Origin of the sequence: Vibrio sp. ES.051, assembly GCF_002563795.1 — a bacterium.
Taxonomy (GTDB): Bacteria; Pseudomonadota; Gammaproteobacteria; order Enterobacterales; family Vibrionaceae; genus Vibrio.
This window is the reverse complement of record NZ_PDJL01000003.1, coordinates 692,952-711,026: the sequence shown is the minus strand read 5'-3', so window position 1 is coordinate 711,026 and position 18,075 is coordinate 692,952. Positions and strand designations below refer to the sequence as shown.

16 protein-coding genes are annotated in these 18,075 nt (G+C 43.0%); 10 read left to right on the top strand and 6 right to left on the bottom strand.

Translation table 11 applies throughout. The features are described 5' to 3' along the window. Positions 1–388: 388 nt before the first annotated feature. Positions 389–1,819, bottom strand: a complete 1,431-nt coding sequence (locus tag ATG66_RS03920) for a methyl-accepting chemotaxis protein (RefSeq protein WP_098414057.1) — start codon at positions 1,817–1,819, stop codon at positions 389–391. Positions 1,820–2,369: 550 nt separating this feature from the next. Here ATG66_RS03920 and ATG66_RS03910 point away from each other — a divergent pair. Continuing rightward, on the top strand, positions 2,370–2,978 hold the full coding sequence (locus ATG66_RS03910) for an acyl carrier protein phosphodiesterase (protein ID WP_098414055.1): 609 nt from the start codon (positions 2,370–2,372) through the stop codon (positions 2,976–2,978). A gap of 62 nt (positions 2,979–3,040) precedes the next feature. Next, positions 3,041–4,300 carry a DEAD/DEAH box helicase gene (locus tag ATG66_RS03905; RefSeq protein ID WP_179885583.1) on the top strand — a complete coding sequence of 420 codons (1,260 nt, stop codon included), beginning with the start codon at positions 3,041–3,043 and terminating at the stop codon, positions 4,298–4,300. Positions 4,301–4,420: 120 nt separating this feature from the next. Here the strand turns inward: ATG66_RS03905 and ATG66_RS03900 are convergent, their stop codons facing one another. Then, positions 4,421–5,053 (bottom strand): hypothetical protein, encoded by a 633-nt coding sequence (locus ATG66_RS03900; RefSeq protein ID WP_098414053.1) that lies wholly within the window; start codon positions 5,051–5,053, stop codon positions 4,421–4,423. 229 nt (positions 5,054–5,282) lie between these two features. On the opposite strand from ATG66_RS03900, the gene ATG66_RS03895 reads away from it, so the two are divergent. From ATG66_RS03895 to ATG66_RS03885, 3 genes are all read left to right on the top strand, one after another. Beyond that, on the top strand, positions 5,283–5,525 hold the full coding sequence (locus ATG66_RS03895; RefSeq protein WP_098414052.1) for a DUF2164 domain-containing protein: 243 nt from the start codon (positions 5,283–5,285) through the stop codon (positions 5,523–5,525). Between the two features lie 174 nt (positions 5,526–5,699). Continuing rightward, a complete protein-coding gene (locus tag ATG66_RS03890) occupies positions 5,700–6,236 on the top strand; it encodes a cytochrome b (protein ID WP_098414051.1) in 537 nt (178 codons plus the stop codon). After that, positions 6,236–6,805 (top strand): YceI family protein, encoded by a 570-nt coding sequence (locus ATG66_RS03885; protein ID WP_098414050.1) that lies wholly within the window; start codon positions 6,236–6,238, stop codon positions 6,803–6,805. Before ATG66_RS03890 ends, ATG66_RS03885 begins: the two co-directional genes overlap by 1 nt. Before the next feature lie 103 nt (positions 6,806–6,908). On the opposite strand, the gene focA is transcribed toward ATG66_RS03885, so the two are convergent. After that, positions 6,909–8,360 (bottom strand): formate transporter FocA, encoded by a 1,452-nt coding sequence (gene focA, locus ATG66_RS03880; protein ID WP_098414049.1) that lies wholly within the window; start codon positions 8,358–8,360, stop codon positions 6,909–6,911. 306 nt (positions 8,361–8,666) lie between these two features. Here focA and ATG66_RS03875 point away from each other — a divergent pair, with 306 nt between their 5' ends. Together ATG66_RS03875 and ATG66_RS03870 are read left to right on the top strand one after the other, a co-directional pair. Then, a complete protein-coding gene (locus ATG66_RS03875; RefSeq protein WP_098414048.1) occupies positions 8,667–9,572 on the top strand; it encodes a LysR substrate-binding domain-containing protein in 906 nt (301 codons plus the stop codon). 265 nt (positions 9,573–9,837) lie between these two features. Further along, positions 9,838–10,317, top strand: coding sequence for a DUF1097 domain-containing protein (locus tag ATG66_RS03870; protein ID WP_098414512.1), 480 nt, complete (start codon positions 9,838–9,840; stop codon positions 10,315–10,317). A 142-nt stretch (positions 10,318–10,459) separates the two neighbouring features. On the opposite strand, the gene ATG66_RS03865 is transcribed toward ATG66_RS03870, so the two are convergent. Next, positions 10,460–12,094, bottom strand: a complete 1,635-nt coding sequence (locus ATG66_RS03865; protein WP_098414047.1) for an ATP-dependent endonuclease — start codon at positions 12,092–12,094, stop codon at positions 10,460–10,462. A gap of 271 nt (positions 12,095–12,365) precedes the next feature. Between ATG66_RS03865 and ATG66_RS03860 the strand changes: the two genes are divergently transcribed. The 3 genes from ATG66_RS03860 (at position 12,366) to ATG66_RS03850 (ending at position 16,147) form a co-directional block, all read left to right on the top strand. Beyond that, positions 12,366–14,108: a bifunctional metallophosphatase/5'-nucleotidase gene (locus ATG66_RS03860; protein ID WP_098414046.1), complete on the top strand. Its 1,743-nt coding sequence runs from the start codon at positions 12,366–12,368 to the stop codon at positions 14,106–14,108. Positions 14,109–14,670: 562 nt separating this feature from the next. Beyond that, the gene (locus tag ATG66_RS03855) at positions 14,671–15,678 is read left to right on the top strand and encodes a TerC/Alx family metal homeostasis membrane protein (RefSeq protein ID WP_098414045.1); all 1,008 of its coding nucleotides are present in this window, start codon (positions 14,671–14,673) and stop codon (positions 15,676–15,678) included. Positions 15,679–15,955: 277 nt separating this feature from the next. Then, on the top strand, positions 15,956–16,147 hold the full coding sequence (locus tag ATG66_RS03850; protein WP_098414044.1) for a hypothetical protein: 192 nt from the start codon (positions 15,956–15,958) through the stop codon (positions 16,145–16,147). 79 nt (positions 16,148–16,226) lie between these two features. Here the strand turns inward: ATG66_RS03850 and ATG66_RS03845 are convergent, their stop codons facing one another. Then, complete coding sequence (locus ATG66_RS03845) at positions 16,227–17,129, bottom strand: homocysteine S-methyltransferase family protein (RefSeq protein ID WP_098414043.1); 903 nt, start codon at positions 17,127–17,129, stop codon at positions 16,227–16,229. 169 nt (positions 17,130–17,298) lie between these two features. Beyond that, a complete protein-coding gene (locus tag ATG66_RS03840; RefSeq protein ID WP_098414042.1) occupies positions 17,299–17,856 on the bottom strand; it encodes a PhnA domain-containing protein in 558 nt (185 codons plus the stop codon). Positions 17,857–18,075: the final 219 nt, after the last annotated feature.

The window sequence follows — 18,075 nt, the reverse complement described above, 5'->3', positions numbered from 1 at the left end:
TGAATATGTTTACATTTAGACTGTAAATATGGAGTTTGGTGTAAGCATTGAATGGATGAGAAATTTTTCGTGTGGAACCCGCAAGCAGCACAAGTAAATTTTTCGCCATCTGATGAGATTAAATATTCGTCTCCCTGACAGAGTGGACAACTCAAGTTTTCAATGTCTTTTGTATCTTTGTTATTATTCATATTATTTTCCAGCAGCAAATTGGAACTAGCAGATTAAGCATAGCGGAACGTCTTGTTTATGAATATTATTTCATCAGGTACAACGAGAACTTGAGATTCACTTCAAATATCCAGTTGTTCGAAGCCAAGAATGTCGACGTTTAAAAATAACAAAAAAGGGCTCTTTAGGAGCCCTTTGTGTATCGATATTTACTGAGTTAAGCGGTTCGGTAGCGTTTTAACACTTCTCCAAGCGAGAGTGATGCTTTAGTTAGGTTTGTAACGCCAGAGGTGGATTGCTCTGCCACTTCACGGATTTTGCTTGATTGGGTTCGGATCTCTGAGAGCTCAGACGCAATATCATTCGCCACTGCACTTTGTTCTTCTGCTGAAGTAGAAATTTGAATACTCATGTCCATCAATGAGCGCGCAGATTCTGCAATCGCCGTGACGTCATGGCCAACCTCATTAATAAGCTGACTGCTTGCTTGAGCTTGTTGTACGGTGCGATCGGTTATTGAAGCGATGCTTTGACTTTCTGTTTGCAGCTTCTCAATCATTGATTGAATTTCTACCGTTGCTTGTTGGGTTCGACTTGCAAGGGTACGAACTTCGTCCGCCACGACAGCAAAGCCACGTCCTTGTTCACCTGCTCGAGCCGCCTCAATAGCTGCATTCAGTGCGAGCAGATTGGTTTGTTCTGATATCGCGTTAATTGTGGTAATAACGTCATTAATTTGAGTCGTGTTCACATTTAAGTTCGTTACAGATGTAGACGCTTGCTCAATATAACCCGATAAGGTTTCGATTTCGCCAATCACGTTTTGAACGCGATTACGGCTCAATTCGATTTTTTTAGCATCTTGATCAGACTGAGTCGTGGCTTGTTCTGAAATACTTGAAACTTCTTTCGCTGATGCTGTCATTTCTTCCATCGCTGTCGCGACTGAATCCAGAGTTTGGTATTGATGCGATATTTGCGTCTCACTTAGCTGCATATCTTTTTCAAATGCTGCTGAGGTTTCACTTAATGTATTTGCGTTATCTTTCACGCTGTTGACCAATTCCGTCAGGGTATCCATAGAGTTATCTAACGCACAGCCAATGGTTCCAAACTCGTCTCTACCCGGATGAAACCCCAGACGAGACGTTAAATCGCCAGCACCAATCTTCTCAGTGGTTGTGTATAAAACCCACAGCGCGCCACCGATAAATGTAGCCACCCAGTATGAGAAAATTGCAAATGGCACTGCCCATAAAAAGCTCAGCAACAAAGAGGTGAGGGCGGCTGATTTGGCCGATTGGTATTGTGCTGACATGTTATGAGTGAGCTTTACAATCTCACCGGATTGTAAAGTGGCGTAAGCGGTTGCAGCGCCTTGCATAAATTCGCTTGTTTTTAATGCGCTCACTTTAGATATGCCATCAATTTTTAACACATCCTTTGTCTGCGCATCGATAAGCCCAGACAGCCGTGCTTGGGTTGTTGCAATCGCCTGTTGTTCAAATTGTTGCATTTCATTCATATAACGGCTTCCTGCCACAGAAGTGAGCGCCACCATAAACAGGAGGAAAATAACCCACATTTTGTCGTTGATAGACATCTTGATAAACAACCTGTCTATCGTTCTAAACTCAACTTCTCTCATTTAAAGCTCCATTTGAGATAAAAAATATTGAACCAATCTATGGTTCTATCGAAACAAAATATGCGATGTTAATCAGCAAAATATGTAACGAAGAATGTGTTTATTTTAAAAAATGTGAGGTAGGGTAGGTTATGGCAAAGCGCCATGCCTTTTGAGTGACCAGTTTTTTGAAAAATCTACCCCTATAAAAAAGATGCGGTAGGAGTGAAATTTTCGTGCAATCGTTTACTTTTGATTTTGCTCATAGGTTTTTAAATCTAGGCTTCTCGCCGTCATGAATATGTCATATAAAGATTATAAAAAGGAGTGCTGGTGCGGAGATAGAAAGACAGAGCATCAGTAAGTTAAAGCAAGATAGCTTAAATACAGGAGGTCACAATGAGCGACCAATACCAAAACGACGAGAGCCTTGAGCTGCTAGATGCGCTTGAAATTGGCATTACCTTGTCGGAGTACGTTGGCTCAGACAACGAAGCCGAATAGGAGAGTACTCTCATCGCGGCTTAATTAACGTTATAATAAGGCATGTCACACCAAGCCTAAACGTCGAATGAACTTTCTAGCCCACCTGCATATCGCAGAACATTGTAAAAGTCATTTATTGGGAAACTTGCTTGGAGACTTCGTCAAAGGAGATCCAAGCAAACAGTATAGCGCTGATATCTCGAATGGCATCAAACTGCATCGTTTTGTGGATCGTATTACTGACCACCACTCTATTGTCGATGAGTGCAAACCTCATTTCACGGGGGTTGCGCGCCGTTTTGCCCCTATTGCTCTAGATATGTTTTGGGATCATTGCTTAGCGAAACATTGGCAAGATTTTCATACTCTTTCCCTCGACAGTTTTGTGCATTCCGCTTACCTACGAGTGGATCGAGATGTTCACGACAGCTTACCGTCACGATTCTTATTACTACACAACCGCATGTGGAGCGGTCATTGGCTGCAGTCATATCAAGATCTTAACAATATCGAATTTGCGCTACATCGAATGTCGCAAAGAAGTCCTAGAATGGCCGACCTCACAACGACATTTTCAGTCATTGAGCAAGAATACTTGTTCTTGGAGGATAAGTTTTCTTCACTTTATCAAGACGTTTTGCGCCAGTCGTATGAGTATCAACAACAGTTAAACGGTAAAGAGTCGCTGAGATAGAAAGGTAGTATGGCCCTGAGGGCTCTGTTAAACTCTGCGATCCAAAAATTATGAGGTTTAACATGTCCGTGAATTTTGCTGATCTAGGCATCGAACAAAAGCTAATAGAGACGCTGAGTAGTCTGAATATCGTGACGCCGACACCTGTACAAGAAAAGTCTATCCCACATGTTCTAGAAGGAAAGAACCTTCTCGCTGCAGCGCAAACGGGAACGGGGAAGACGGCGGCATTTGGTTTGCCGATTATCCAAGCCGTTCAGCAAAAGAAACGTAACGGAACTCCTCAAGCATTGATTTTGGTTCCGACCCGCGAGTTGGCACAGCAGGTATTTGACCACTTGGTGCAATACTCAGCTCAAACTGAGCTGCGCCTTGTCTGTGTGTATGGCGGTACGAGTATGAGTGTCCAAAAGAAAAAGCTCGAAGAAGGTGCAGATATTCTGATTGCGACGCCTGGTCGACTGTTGGATCACTTGTTTAATGGCAATGTAAACATCTCAAAGACAGCCACGTTAGTTCTAGATGAAGCAGATCGTATGTTAGATATGGGATTTTGGCCGGACTTACAACGCATCTTGCGACGCTTGCCGACAGAGAAACAGGTTATGCTGTTTTCTGCAACATTTGAAAAACGCATTAAAACCATCGCTTATAAATTGATGGACACGCCCGTCGAGGTCGAAGTTTCTCCTGCTAATACAACGGCTGAAACCGTCAAGCAGATTGTTTATCCCGTAGATAAAAAGCGTAAACGTGAATTACTGGCATATTTAATCGGCTCGCGTAATTGGCAGCAAGTCCTCGTTTTTACGAAAACAAAGCAAGGCAGCGACGAACTTGCCAAAGAGCTAAAATTGGATGGTATTAAAGCTGTCTCCATCAATGGAGATAAGTCGCAAGGCGCTCGTCAGCGAGCTTTGAACGAGTTTAAACAAGGTAAGGTTCGTGCGTTGATCGCGACCGATGTTGCAGCGCGTGGTCTCGATATCCAAGAGCTCGAGCAAGTGATTAATTTTGATATGCCGTTTAAAGCTGAAGATTATGTTCATCGTATTGGACGGACAGGACGCGCTGGAAAGTCTGGTTTAGCGGTGTCTTTGATGAGCCGAGATGAAGAATATTTGCTACATGCAATCGAGAACTTACTTGATCAACGTTTGCCACAAGAATGGCTAGCAGGTTTTGAACCAAGCTTGGTCGAAGCAAGAGAAGTAGAGAGCAACGGCGGCGCTTGTCGAAAGAGTCGTTCCTCAGAAAAGCGTAAGCTAAAAGCCAAACTCGCTATCCACAAAAACCGTGGTAAATCAAGACGCTCTCGCTGACCCAAACTCCTCGAACCGAGAGGGTTGTTTTACTTCTGCATATACCTCTAAGTTTGGAGGTATAGCGAACCGATAACCTTGACACCTATTGAAACAGAGCTTTTTATCATTAATTTGATGTTACCACTGCAATACGGCGTACAGCTGTAAGTATTTCCTGACCAATTGCTGCTTGTTAGAACGTCGGAGAGGGTGACCAAACTTAATATAGCAAGGGCTAATACCAAAGCGGGTGTCAAGAGATTGAGTCAGCAGCGACTCGCTGGTGTATAGCGTGATGCCTTGTTCGGTATATTCATTTATCGGATCTGGTAATTCTCCCATCCACCAATGGAGTAATTCCCTGCTTGTTTTACTACGACTAATCCAATGATCAGAAACCAAAAAGAGTAGGTCGTTGGGTTGTAATGCGTAACCGTACTCGCTTTGCCATTCGGTAATCGAAGAGAGTAAATTTTCGCGGCAGGACGTACCGGCACTGACCATATGATGAGTTAAAACCCACACGGTGCCGAGTTCCGAAGAGATGCGGTAGTGATGTGGAAGCGCTGGTGCCTCTAATACCTCGATGGGTTTGGTAACACTATGGTATCCAAAGTGACGAAAAGTGTGCTCCATACGCCTAGAAAATGCGAGCCCTAAGTGGTGCTCACTCATGCCTTGGTTATGGACCGCAGGATAATGCTTTTCGCACAGTTTAAGGCAATCGTCTTGAAAATCATTGACACTTTGAATTACTAGATCGAGTAGCAAAGAATATCCCTTAATCATTAACAAAACGAACCGAGAAAGGTTAGCATAGTTTATGGGGATGGACTAATTTAGTTCAGCAACTTCTTGATCTAAAAATCAAAATTGTTAGGCATCGTCGTTCTTACTCTCATTGGTGGCGCTCTCAATTTCACTCTATTGATTTTAAGCTGATGAGAATGAGAGGAGTTACCCGGTGGTCATATGAACAATACGCTTAAAAGGGATAGGGATGATAAAATTAGAACGTGCACAAAAAGAAACACTCGCAGTAGCAATACAAGATTACATGCAGGATGAACTTAGTGTTGAAATTGGTCAGTTTGATAGTGAATTTCTTGTTGATTTTATTACAGAAAAACTTGGTGCGATTTATTACAACAAAGGCATTGAGGATGCAAAATTTGTGATTGAACGCCGCCTGCTTGAAGCCTCCGATGAACTGTACGAAATAGAACAACCAGTACAACTGTAAGTGCCAGTTTTAAAAATAATGTAAGTCTCCATCGAAAAAATCGAATAAGTTGGTAGAGACGGTGGTATTGGCTGGGTGTAAAGGATGGTAAATAATCTGTTTCATTTGAGGCAAATAGGTTAATGTAGTGTTTCTTGCTCAACATTAACTTAGGCATATATCTAGGAACGTGAGATGGATTCACTGGTAAAGAAGTACAACTTTCCTGCACGCATGATGCATTGGGTATCTGCACTGTGCATTATTGGTCTATTTGCAGTGGGTTTGTGGATGGTCGATCTGAGTTATTACAGTGAATGGTACCAAACTGCACCACACTACCACCGCTCTGTCGGTATTTTACTCGCCATCTTAACTTTGGTACGCATCGTGTGGAAACATGTTACTGCAGCACCAAGGGTCGAAGGCAAACCTTACGAGATTGTTGCCGCAAAAGCAGCACATGGTGTGATGTATCTGCTGTTATTCACTATCTTTGGTTCAGGCTACCTCATTTCAACGTCTGATGGTCGCGGTATCGAAGTGTTTAACTGGTTTATCGTACCGGGAGCGGGTGAGTTGTTTCCTGGACAATCAGACCTTGCAGGTGAAATTCACTTTTACGCAGCTTGGGCGGTGATCCTCATTGCAGGCTTACATGCTGCTGCAGCACTCAAACATCACTTTATCGATAAAGACAACACATTAAAAAAAATGTTAGGAGCTTCATAATGAAAAAGTCACTCTTCGCTACAGGATTAGCAATCGCTATGGCACTGCCGGTTGGTGCTCAAGCTGCAGATTATGTCATCGATACGAAAGGCGCACATGCTTCCGTTAACTTTAAAGTAAGTCACCTTGGTTATAGCTTCATCAAAGGTCGTTTTAATACTTTTTCTGGTGACTTTTCGTTCGATGAAAATAACATCACAGATTCAAAAGTTAATGTTGTCGTGGATACCACCAGTTTGGATTCGAACCACGCAGAGCGTGATAAACATATTCGTAGTGGTGATTTTATCGATGCGAGCAAATACAGCCAAGCCACGTTCAAGAGTACAAAGGTTGTCGATAAAGGCAATGGTAAGCTGGACGTGACAGGGGATCTAACACTTCATGGCGTAACAAAACCAATCACTATTGAAGCGGAATTTGTTGGTGCTGGCAGTGACCCGTGGGGGGGAGAGCGAGCAGGCTTTGTCGGTCAAACTCGTCTTGAGCTGGCTGATTTCGATATCCCAGTTATGGGGGCATCAAGCTATGTTGATATGGAGCTTCATATCGAAGGTGTTAAGCAATAATTCACCCCTTTAAAAAATATGAAAAGCGCTCTTACGATTAAGAGCGCTTTTTTATAACAGCCAACAGACGTTGTTTATATTAATAATAGAACTACAAAAATCGTTACGCTGTTTCCAACGCGTTTTTCTCAACGAGGTTTAAGCGCTCACCGAAAATTGGGCGAAGTGCTTTTAAAACTTCTGTACGTGTGACCACACCGATCAGCTGACCATTTTCAAGTACAGGAAGTACTTGTGGTTTACTTACTCTGATGCTTTTCGCACGCTCTTCAACAGATAAAGACGTCATACGAGTTGCAATGCCCATGCTGCTGGTTGGGTAGAGCTGTTCTTTATCGATACATAAGAACTCCACTACGTCGACTAAGCGATCGCCCGCATCGATTGCGACGACATCGCGGCTCATAATATCAACGACTTTTTGCTCCTTAACGGGAATGTAGTCCTCACACCATAGTTCCACCATCATATCGTGAGCAGAAAAGAAACCCACTAAGCGGTTGTGAACATCAACAACAGGCGCGCTGGTTGCGTTGTGATCGATTAACGTATCAAGTGCGGCGGCAACCGGAGTTTCAGCGCTGATAGTAACCGGGGCTGGGTTCATGATGTCTTTAACACAAGATGCGTTTTTCATGGTGAAATCCTTAACTGACGAGAGTGTTGTCGTTGTTGTGATAGAAGAAATATTCGCTGCTTTTAGTTCTGGTCGACGAAAAATACACCAGTTTGCGAGGCCAACTAACACGGCTCCCCCGACGATATTGCCAAGGGTGACAGGGATTAAGTTGGCAGTGACAAAGTGTCCTATATTCAAGTCTGCGTACTGCGAAGCGGGTACACCGACCGCTGTCCAAAATGATTCTGGGGCGAAGTTTGCGATAACAATGCCAAGCGGAACCATAAACATATTTGCCACACAGTGTTCAAAACCGCTGCTGACAAACATGGCGACAGGCATAATTGTCATGGCTGCTTTGGTCATGGCATTTGCAGAGCTAAACGTTAACCAAATGGCAAGACAAACTAATAGGTTACAGAGTATGCCGAGCGCAAATGCCTGAAGGAATGTGTGGTGAAGTTTATGCTGCGCGATGTTCAGCGCATTCAGTCCCCACTGACCGCTATCCATTTGATAAAGACCCGCGGCGGTAACAAGTGCCAGTAAGAGCATGGCTCCGATAAAGTTACCAATGTAAACTTTTCCCCAAATTGATAGCATTTTGCCGAAAGAGATTTGCTTGTTTGCCCACGAGATACTGGAAAGTACCGAGCTGGTAAATAATTCACCGCCACATATGACGATAAGAATTAATCCCATACTGAACACCACCCCACCAGCAAGGCGGCTTAACCCCCAACCTGCGCCAGCACTGCCGGTCGTCACTGTGATGTAAAACAAGAATGCTAGCCCGATAAATGCTCCAGCCATTACGGCAAGGCTTAATGTCATACCGCTGGTTTTGTTGGCTTTACTTAGCGCAAACTTTTCAGCTTCTGACATCATTTCTTTAGGAGAAAAGTACTGGTGATGTTGAGTGCTGGTCACCGCCATATCGACTCCTTAATTTGTCGTCCCATAAAAACTCCTTGGTTATTAATTCAAAAATGAAATTGTCGTTTTTATCTATGCCCCAAATAGTGTCAATCTCGATGACATGGTTTGGGCATGCGGTGTTCCCGAACCGCACATCCAGAATAAGAGGGAAGTAATAGCTAGGTAAAATTGATAATATTTAGAAGTTTCATCAAATAAATTGATAACTTTATGAGACTCGGTAAAATGAACTCTATTGCTTATAAAGGCATGTTTTTTAAGATTGTGAGAGTATGAAAATACTCGCCGATGAAGGAGGACACTTTGCGCTACTCACTAAAGCAACTGGCGGTTTTTGACGCAGTTGCAGATACCGGCAGTGTAAGCCAGGCCGCAGATAAATTGGCACTGACACAATCGGCGACAAGTATGTCGCTCGCGCAATTAGAAAAAATGCTCGGCAGGCCTTTGTTTGAAAGGCAAGGCAAGCAAATGGCGTTGACTCATTGGGGAATGTGGCTAAGGCCGAAAGCGAAGCGCTTATTACAAGACGCATTGCAGATCGAAATGGGATTTTATGAGCAACATTTGTTGAGTGGAGAGATTCGCATGGGGGCAAGTCAAACCCCAGCTGAACATTTGGTGCCAGACCTTATCAGTATCATTGATAATGACTTTCCGGAGATGAGAATCTCCCTTGGAGTACAGAGTACGAAAGGCGTTATTGATGGTGTTTTAGGTTATAAATATGATTTAGGTATCATTGAAGGCCGTTGTGATGATAATCGTCTGCACCAAGAAGTATGGTGTCGAGATCACCTTACGGTTGTTGCATCTTCCCACCATCCTTTTGCTCGAAATCAATCGGTGAGTCTCGCGCAATTAGAACAGGCAAAATGGGTGCTTAGAGAGCATGGGTCTGGTACTCGCAAAACATTTGATAGCTCTATTCACCATCTTATCGAAGATTTGGATGTGTGGCGCGAGTACGAGCACGTTCCTGTATTACGCAGTCTCGTTGCAAACGGTCAATATCTTACTTGCTTACCGTATTTAGACGTAGAGCGTTACATCGAAGTTGGTCATCTTGTCGCATTAAATGTACCTGAATTGAAAATGGAGAGAACGCTGTCATTTATATGGCGTGCAGATATGGCAGAGAATCCATTGGTTGACTGCATTAAGCGTGAGGGCTTGCGAATGATGAAGGGTAAACCATCGGTCTTCTAACCGTTAGGTTAATCAGTTTTGTATAGCAAAGTCTCGTTTATTGCCACTAACACTCTTTACTTGCTACGTTCATTACTCCCTAAACCTGTTGATTTATCGGTTGCGTCAAACTTTTAATGCAAGGGGTGAAATGTACGACATCTTATTGTGATCAATGTCACCGATAAGTTGGGCTGATATCTCTAATATGTGTCCTTGATTTCAATGTATGAAGGCAGTTATCGAACCAAAAGAGTGCGGTAATAGCCAAGTAGGTACGACTAACATGACGACACTTTTAGCTATCTCTATCACTACTGGAATTTTATCTGGCGTATGGGGTTGGATTGCCATTTCTTTAGGTCTGCTGTCTTGGGCTGGTTTCCTTGGCTGCACGAGTTATTTTGCGATCCCGACTGGCGGATTGAGAGGGTTAGGGACTAGCCTAGTTACCAATATGACCGGTGTGTTTTGGGCAATGGTAATAATTTATGCTTCGACTTATGTGGGGCTTGAAATTCTAGGTTATGTCATTACCGCTATTGTGGCATTTTTCATGTGTATTCAAGCCAAGCAAGCTTGGTTAGCGTACATTCCTGGTACTTTCATCGGAGCATGCGCGACCTTTGCCGCTGATGGAAACTGGCAACTTGTCATCCCATCCTTGTTGGTGGGGGGAATATTTGGTTACCTGATGAAAGCAACCGGACTTTGGTTACATACGAAATCAACCACGACATCTTCGCTTGCCGAGCAAGCTCAGTAGTGGCCCCCAATCTTATTTGTATCCGCTGTGTATTGAGTTTACTCCGCTCATACCGTTAATCAAAATTAGTGATGTTTGATACGAGCACACCAAGTTGGTGTGCTTTTTTTGTTTCCAGAACTAAACGTTGGCGCTTACTGCCTTAGGTATTGCCGTTTGCCATCGTCACGATCCGCTTTAGTGTCCAGCGGAGTAATACTGGAATGCATTCGACCCCTTGTGATTCACAATAAGAAACAATGGCTAACGCCAGATCAGGTTTTGCATGTTTTTTTAGCACGCGGTTAACGACTTTTTTGGCTGGGATAGGGTGATCATGAGGAACTTTGATAATGTCTTTAAAGAAAAGTTCAAAACCATGGTTATACAGAAAGTGCTCGATGTCGCGATCGGGCAACTCGGTCAGTCTATGTCTTTCTTGATCATGCCCGAGTTGTGATCTAACCGCGTGAGCGTATTTTTTCCCCGCTGGGTCGCCATCCGTCACGACATGCCAGTCGATTCCAAACTCTTTTGCTACTTTGACCAGTGACTTTAGCCCTGACTGCGCAAACTCCACTATCTGAACGCCTTCAGCCGCTAAATCATAACCGCACTGGCGCGCGAGTTCATTGAACAGCCAAACCTCTGTTTCACCCTCTACTAATAGCCAACAGCGTGCAAATAAAGCACCTGAACGGTGGAAACGAATGTGAAAGCCGATTCTCCTTAACTCATCAATCCCAAATTTTGAAGTATTTAGGCTTTTAGCGATCGTACGGTCTGATAAACGAATTAAACGTCGAATAGAATACAAAGGAACAGAACCTAACATGCTCCCACTATTCGTTGTTAAAATCTTCTGCATTGGTAAAAGTTGTAATAAGGACCATGCTCTCGCAAGGTGAGTTGGATGCAGACGACCTTCAGGGTCTTCAATGATCAGTATCGGCCTTGCGCAGCGTCTTAAGTCGGTAGGTCCTTTTGCTTGAAGGTAAGCGTTCAGTAGCCCCATCAATAATAAGCGACTTTGTTTGTCATTCGTCTCTTTAAGAAACTGACTCAACCCTTTGTCAGAGGATGGGCTCGTGTAAAAAAGTCCGTCTCTTGGTTTTCTCGGGCTACCTTTACTGACGCTTCGAAAAGCAAAATAGTGCTCGACTAAGGTTTGCATCGAGTCAAGACTGCTGCGGATTTCTCCTTTGTTTACATGACCTGGCATCGCTAATAAGCGTCGGCATGTATTGTTAATTCGTTTCTCAATCCGGGCATTGATGCTATTGCCATTAACGTGATTTAAGTGAGGGAAGCGTCGAGAGTCTCGTAAACGGATGACAGGGTGAAGCGTCATTAACTCTATCGCCAGTTTTTCTGAATGATGGAGAAGCTTAGGAATACCATTCTGGTCCAGAAACGCATATTTGGTTTCAATATCATGCCCATTACGTGACGCGCTAATGCGGTAATAAATGACGTGCTCACCATTGTTATTCGTGCACCATGTTGGCTTAATGCGGCGATAACGGCCCGCTTTTACTTCGTGTTTATCTTGTGCTTTAAAGCAAACAATAATTTGTAGGTGTTGAGACTGCGGGTGAGAGATGGAGTAATCGACATGAAAGTCCTTCAGTTCAAATTGATACAGCGAACCATCAGCAGGCAGTGCGATTGAAAGGGCGTCCAATAATGAAGATTTGCCCCAAGTGTTCTCACCAATGAGTGTGGTGAGCTCATCAAAAGAGAGCGAAAGGCGTTTGATGCCTCTAAATCCGGAGATTTCGATGCGTTCTAGTCTCATCTCAATCCTCCTTGCAATTGTTTGAATTATAGAGCGTTATTTTGCTATCTCTAAGCATATATGAATTCAGGTTTATCGAATTCACCTCAGTTCACAAAATCACCACCAACCTCCTTATGAATAGAGACCGTAATAAGCTTGAAGCGCTTTCATCGACAACCTAGAAACATCGGGATCACGTAAATATGAAATAAAAAATTCAATGTTTCATAAAATTCATGATTCTGTCATGATTCCCTTCTTATTATTATAAGGAATGAAAAGAGAGACGATGAAAATGAATAAAAATCATAAGCCAGTAAGAATAAAACTGGCACACATCAATGACACTCATTCCTATTTTGAGCCAACGTCATTACAGCTAAAATTAAAAATTAATAACGATCTCATACTGGAACCTTATGTGAGTGCTGGTGGCTTCTCGCGTATTGCAACACGTGTGGATCAGTTGCGGGAAGATGCAAAACGCCAACGTCAAGGAATGCTCTTCCTTCATGCGGGCGACTGCTTTCAAGGCACGCTTTATTTCTCTTTATTTAAGGGAAAAGCGAACGCGGATTTGTTGAATGCGTTGAACATCGATGCTATGGCTTTGGGAAATCATGAACTGGATATGGGCAATGAGCCTGTCGCGCTATTTTGTCAACGTACTCAATTCCCATTACTTGCTGGTAACTGGGACTTATCAAGCGAGTCTCTGTCCAAACAGCACCGTATCAGCGACTGTAATAATGTTTATAGCTTTCAAAAAGAGACACAGAGCGCACAATACATCGTGAAAGAATTTCAAGGTGAACAGGTTGCGATTTTCGGCCTATCTATAGATAAAATGAGCGATATTGCTAACCCTGATGCAGACACCCCTTTCATGACTGCAATCGATACGGCTAGGGCAACGATAGAGCAAATCCATTCCGCTGGTATTAACAATATCATTCTTCTTAGTCATTTGGGCTATGAGGGCGATTTGGAACTAGCTGAAAAGGTCCAAGGGATCGGTATTATTGTCGGAGGACATAGCCACAGACTCCAAGGGGATTTCTCTTCTATCGGGCTAGGTCAGGATGACCCTTACGGGGTTAAAGTGAAGGACACTTACGTTGTGCAGGCGGGGTATCACGCATTAACCATGGGACATTGTGTGATCGAGTTTGATCAAGACGGCAAAGCGACCATGCTGAATGGTCAAAATGAGTTATTACTAGGGCGCCGTATTTTTTGGGATTCGAAGTTAAACCAGCAATTAGACCAAGGTGTATTTGAAACGGCATGTGATTTTATTCATGGTCAACCTAATGTTGTTGTTTGTAAAAAACACCTAGAGACGCAAGCAATCCTAAACGAAAAGTATATCCCTCGTGTAAGGCAGCTGCAGTCGCAAGTGATTGCGAATGTGGATGCAAAAAAACGCCATGTTCGCATCCCTGATGAGTTTGGTGAGAGTGAATTAGCGCCCTCAGTTGCGCGATCATTCTTACACAGTTTGAATAAGCGTGGTCATAAGGTTCAATTTGCCATTCACAATGCTGGCGGTGTAAGAACATCATTAAACCCTGGATATATTACGGTGGCAGATGTTGCCGGACGGTTATTGCCTTTTGCCGTTCCTATTGGTTTTTATGATGTACAAGGCAGTGCGATTCGTCGTGCTCTTGAGGGGGCAATCAATAACGCATTAAATAATGGTGTTGAGGGGACGGGATCGGGCAGCTACCCCTATACGTATAACTTGAGCTTTGAGTACCATGCCGATTCAGCAAAAGGTGAAAGAATAAAATCTTTAGAGATTTTTGATGGTAGCCAGTGGGTTGATGTTGAAGATAATACTTGGTACCGCGGCACTTCTTCCGCCTATACGATGAAAGGCAAAGAAGGTTACGATGCGTTACTGGAAATGAAAGGTGAAGGACGTATAACCAACTTATCAATGGCGGATTGTTTCATCGAATTACTAACGGATGAGCCAAACTGTTTGAACCAAAGTCACAAACTTTACAAGCAGCAACATAAATAAAATCAGTTGGTATCGATTTTGCTTTCATCTCTACGCTAGATGTGATGAGAGGATGGAAGGATGTGGAAGAAAGGTTGGGCGGATGCTGCTGTGGTTGTTGCATGGGTCGCTGTATGGTCAACGTTAGTGTACTTTGTACCTTCCAGTGGATTGTAATTGCTAGCAATAAGGATGTTTCAAAAGGAGCGACTTCGCTCCTTTTTTGATTTCCGAGGCGCATCAAATATCCATTAAGTTCCATCCAATGTTTTTATTCCCAGTCGACTTTCTCTTTTGATTGTTAATAAAAATTCCAATTCGGAATGATAAATCTTTTTTGTTTGACACCGTTTCGGTCGGCGTTAGTATGGCGGCGTTTGGGGAGTAGTTAGCGCAAGTTTACTTATCGTCATCTCGTTAAGCAGCAGCTTATCCGGTAAGTAAAGGTGTCGTGTGGTTTAGTCACGCTTCACTTCAACGAGACCAACGCATTTATGACTGGCGGATACATTGTTATGTGACCGCTGTTGATATTATATGCGGAAGGTCACCCAAGTCATGTCCTTCCGCTTAGGGAGGAAGCATGTCTCTTATCGAAAATACTACCCAATTTCAAGAATCACTCACTATGTATGGTGCCTTTGGTCTGTTTACACTCGCGTTGGTGGCGCTCGACATTTACCAAACTCGCGGTGGCATCATTACCATGAAAAAAGCCATGGTTTGGAGTGTTTTTTGGTTCTTACTTGCGTTTGTCTTTGCAGGATCAATCTATTTTTTCTGGGATTTTTACGCCCCACATAGCACTTACACAAACGACAAAGCTACGATTTCATTCTTGACAGGTTACTTGCTAGAGAAGTCGCTTAGCGTGGATAACTTGTTTGTGTTTGCTATTATCTTTGCGCAATACAAAGTACCGGAACATTTACGCCCACGCGCGTTGTTATGGGGTGTGATTGGCGCATTGGTACTTCGTGCCATGATGATTGCTGTGGGGGCCCAATTACTGGCTCAATATCATTGGGTACTTTACTTGTTCGCGGCATTCCTCATTTGGACGGGGATCAAGCTGGCACGGGACAAAGGTGAAGAGGAAGTAAACCCATACCCAGAACAATTCATCCGTAAGTTTTTACCAGTAACTGAAGAGTACCAAGACAACCACTTGATCCTGAAGCAAGCCGGTAAGTGGGTAGCAACTCCTATGCTGATAGTTGTTGGTGTGATAGCCGTAATGGATGTGATGTTCGCATTGGACTCTATTCCTGCAATTTTTGCGGTAACACGTGAGCCATTTCTAGTGCTTGCAGCGAATGTATTCGCTTTATTAGGCTTACGCTCTCTGTACTTTGTACTTCAAGCGATGCTGGATAAGTTCGTGTACTTAAAGCCAGCATTATCGGTGATCATGATGTTCATCGGTGTAAAGATGTTATTGGTCGGAACAGAGTATGAAATCCCGACAATTTGGTCACTGACATTTTTGATTGTTGTTATGACGTCAGCAACCATTGCTTCGATGTATAAAAACAGATTAGACAATCAACTTAGTCAAACTAGCGTTACTATTACTAATCAAAAACTTTAAATTTTGAGAAGGATCATGTCGTGACTATGAATGTCATGGTTAATAAAATGTTGCAATTTGAGGTTAGGCTGTACATTTAAAGTGAGGGTATTCAATATTTTTTGATATTTTTGAATAATTATACGTAATATATTCATTTGTATTTTTATGGGTTGTAATGAAATTGTTTTATTAGAAAAAGTAATTTGAATGAGTAAATTTTGTCACTTTTTAAACTACGATAGAGTGACTAATATATGACCAATAAAATATATTACTGCTTTAAAGAGAGGCAATCATGGCACAAGCAATGCAAATGACAAATGTAGCTTTACCAACCTCTATGGAACAGAAAACCTACGCGGTTAACTTCAAAGGATTGATTGCTCACTTACTAGACATTCTTTTTGTTGATAATACGGCACCACACCGTTACAGCACAGAAGACTTGTCTGCACACATGCAAAAAGATGTCGGGATATACCGCTAATCTTAACAGTTTGAATTCAAATACCGGCTTAGAGCCGGTATTTTTTTATCTAGGTATTTTGCTAATCAATGACTATTTACTAAGAGTGTTTCCAGTGGGTGAGTAATTGGAGGTGCTCTGGGCCAATTCCGCAGCAACCTCCAATGACGTTCGCCCCGTTGGCATACCATTGTTTAGCAAAACTTAAATATTCTTCGGGAGAGAGTTCACGGGTCTCTTGAATGGTGTTGTTGGCTTCGTGATTCGCTTTTATCGCCGTGAAGCTATTCGCGTAAACTCCGATCTCGATGTCACTGTGATGACTGGTTAAGATTGACTTAGTCTCCATCACGGCTTGCCCCATCACTTCTGGAATAGAGCAGTTGAAGTAGATACCGGCAGTATTACTTTTATTTGATCCAGTGATTAACTGTTTAATGGCCAAGATGACACTTTCTCTAGAGCGAAGCTGGGCGCTATGATTTAATTCGTCAAGCAGAGAGAACGCGTAACAAACGGGCTTGGTACTTGTCGCAAAGACCTTTTGTAAACACATGAGCTCTTCTAAACTAGTCACAGTTTCTGCTATCCAAAGGTCGATATGCGCATCTTGAGCTTCGAACAGAGCACGAAAAATGGCTTCTCCTTTTTTTGATTCAAATAAGTCAGGGCGATAACTTCCGAATGCAGGAGGAATGCAGCCAGCGACCTGGACTTTATCTCCATGCTCATCTGCACACTCACGTGCAATTTTAGCTGCCTTGCATGCTAATTTAGCACCTTGCTGCTCGTAGAGCGCTTGCCCAAGATGAAATGGGACGCATGCGTAGCTATTGGCAATGATGATTTCTGCCCCGGCTTGGATAAAGTTACGATGCGCTTGATACACGAACTCAGGAGATTCAATTAAAGCTTGGGCGCTCCAATGTGGTTGGGAAAAAGGGGCTCCCATACGTTTCAGCTCTCGTCCCATGCCACCATCAAGAATGGTCAACTTCTTCATACAACAATCCATTTTTGTTCGAGTTAATGAAACCTTAATAGAAAACAATCGTGAGAAAAAGAGAAGATTAAGTGTGTTATGTGAGTGATGAGAGCAATGAGCGTGCTTAAGCAACAAAAAAACGGGGCTCCAAGTGGAGCCCCGTTTTAACTTCGAAAGTAATTCGATATTATTTTTTACGACAGTATTCAGCGATCACGTACATAGATTGACCACCATTTACCTTGCCTGAAACCAGTTTTGGGTCGTTACCAAGGCTGATACCACGAATAACAGTACCTTGTTTAATCACTTGGCTTGTGCCTTTGATTGGCAGATCTTTGATTACAGTGACATCGTCACCTTTTTTGAGCTCAGTGCCGTTGCAATCTAAGGTTTTGTCATCGTCAGACATACCTTTCATTGCCCAGTTCATTTGCTCTTCTTCCATGTACATCATGTCAAGAGCATCTTGAGCCCAGCTTTCAGTGTTTAGGCGAGTTAGTTGGCGCCATGCCGTCACTTGTACTGCAGGAACCTGACTCCACATGCTGTCATTTAGACAGCGCCAGTGATTAATGTCTTTAGGTTCTTCAATCTCACCGTGGCATTTGTCACATACCATGATCGCGGTATCGACGGTTATGTTACTGTGTGGTGGTACAGCGTAAGCCGTTAATTGAGATTCAGAAGAACACAGTTCACATTTTGACTCGCAGCGCGCAAGCAGAGTAGCTTCAATAGACATAAGGACTCACCTTAGAAGTGTTATTTTGTGGCGATATTATCCACTTTATCCTGAGAAATAAAAGGGTGTTATCGAATTAAAGCTGAGATTTTACAACACTCCAACCTGATTAGACGGAAGGTGTAAAATATTCGCTAAACAAATAAGACCTAAAAGGTAAATAGGAATAGACGTTATCTAGAATGATGATTTAGTTGCCGATACATCCAAAAGAAGCAG